The organism is Actinotalea sp. C106 (genome assembly GCF_023630195.1).
In the GTDB taxonomy this organism is placed as follows: Bacteria; Actinomycetota; Actinomycetes; order Actinomycetales; family Cellulomonadaceae; genus Actinotalea.
The window spans coordinates 1-1,483 of record NZ_JALPKN010000481.1; the positions used below are offsets into that span (position 1 = coordinate 1).

Consider the following 1,483-nt stretch of genomic DNA (forward strand, 5'->3'; position numbering starts at 1 on the left):
CCCGACCCCCGAGCCCACGCCCTCGACGCGCGGTGACGACGGCTGCCCCGCCCGGGCACCCCCGCCAGGTGTGACCGTGCCGACGCGCAGGGGCAGCCCGCCCGCAGGGGTCGAGGTGACATGGATCGGTGCCGGTCGGCGGTCCTCACGGCGCGCGCGGAGCAGCAGGAGGGCCCACCACACGATGCCCGCGAGAAGGAGCACGCCGCCGACGGCGACCCCTGGCACGAGCCAGGGCGTGCGGACCTCCTGGGGCCAGGTGAGCGAGACCGACGGCGGGGTTGCGTCCTCCCCGGTGGTCGCGACCAGCACGCTCCACCGGCCCGGCTCGGTCGTCCAGGACAGCTCGGCCTCTCCGGCTCCGTCGACCTCGGTGACCCACAGGTCCGAGCCCGAGGGATCGGGGGCCGGGCGCGACTCGGTCTCGTCCTCGGCCGCTGCCTCGGCGTCCGCCGTCTCGGCCTCGTCAGCCTCGCCCTCCGCCGTCTCCTCGACGCCCTCGTCCACCTCGTCCGGGGCAGGTTCGACGACCTCGGTGCGCAGTGCCTCGGTGTCGGCGAGCCCGGTGACGAGGGTGTAGACGTCCTCCCCGACCCATGCCTCGACGTCGGAGGTCCTGCCGAGGGCGATGACGACGGGCTGGTCGCCCTGCGTGCTGGCCTCGACGAGCACCTCGTCAGCGGCGAGGTCGAGCACACCGGGGGCGGTCACGACCATCGTCCCTCCGTCGGTGGCCTGGCCCTGCGCGACAAGGGTGTCGGAGGGCCGCCACACCGTGGCCGAGGCAGCAGCGAGGGAGATGGCGGCGACGCCGAGAAGGCAGAGCAGCGTCGCGAGAGCACGTTGGAGCACAGATCGTCCTTTCAGACGTGACGGTCCACCTTAGGCGAGGCCGACCCTCGTGGCGCGCGCAGCCAGGGCAAAACGGGCAGTTCGGACGCCTACGAGCGTCCCACGCCGTGCACGTGCCGGGTGACCGGCACGGCCCGGGGTAGGGCACGAGGCCCGCGACCGATACGCTGGACGCCGTCCGTCGTCACCCGACCGGGTGAACGACCGCACCCGCGTGAACGGTCCGACGTCCGCGCACCGCACGCCCGCGGCGGCTCCGCGCCGCCCCTGAGGAGGTTCTTCGTGGCCGACGAGCGATCGCCCTTCCCCGTCGTCATGCGCGGGTACGACCGCGCGCAGGTCGACCAGAGGATCCAGCAGCTCGAGAAGCAGCTCGCCGACGCCCGCACCCAGGTCGAGCAGCTCGACGCCAAGGCCATGCAGGTCGCCGGCGAGCTGTCCGAGGCGCACCGCCAGCTCCGCGAGGCCGAGCGGCCCACCTACTCGGGCCTCGGTTCGCGCATCGAGCAGCTGCTCCGCTCGGCCGAGGAGCAGTCCTCCGACGTCGTCTCCCAGGCCAACGCCCAGGCCGCCGACGCCCTGGCGCGCGCCAAGCTCGCGGCGGGCCAGCTGCGTGCCCGCGCCGAGAACG

At 74.2% G+C, this 1,483-nt stretch carries 2 pseudogenes; one reads left to right on the forward strand and one right to left on the reverse strand.

What is annotated here, in order from left to right:
* Positions 1-852 (reverse strand): annotated as a pseudogene (locus L0B03_RS17810) (hypothetical protein); the annotation flags it as partial.
* A 282-nt stretch (positions 853-1,134) separates the two neighbouring features.
* Here L0B03_RS17810 and L0B03_RS17815 point away from each other — a divergent pair.
* A pseudogene (locus tag L0B03_RS17815) lies at positions 1,135-1,483 on the forward strand (hypothetical protein); the annotation flags it as partial.